The sequence below is a fragment of the Natronolimnohabitans innermongolicus JCM 12255 genome (genome assembly GCF_000337215.1).
Taxonomy (GTDB): domain Archaea; phylum Halobacteriota; class Halobacteria; order Halobacteriales; family Natrialbaceae; genus Natronolimnohabitans; species Natronolimnohabitans innermongolicus.
Map to the genome: position 1 here is coordinate 359 of NZ_AOHZ01000097.1, position 217 is coordinate 575.

Annotated in this window: 1 tRNA gene; it reads right to left on the reverse strand. The window is 60.4% G+C overall.

What is annotated here, in order from left to right:
- Positions 1-140: 140 nt before the first annotated feature.
- Positions 141-212, reverse strand: a tRNA-Ala gene (locus C493_RS20555).
- Positions 213-217: the final 5 nt, after the last annotated feature.

Genomic DNA, 217 nt, shown 5'->3' on the forward strand with positions numbered 1-217 from the left:
CTCATCTGCACGCCGGTAGACGGCCGGCCTGCATTAACCCTTCCCAGCCACACTTGCGCGGGCTGGTGCATCGGTTCGTTCGGATTGAATCAAGTTCCCTGCCACACTTAAGGGCACGGATCTTGACTCGCTCCGAGTCATGGACCCACTGGGATTCGAACCCAGGGCATCCTCCTTGCAAAGGAGGCACTCTCCCACTGAGCTATGGGCCCACCCC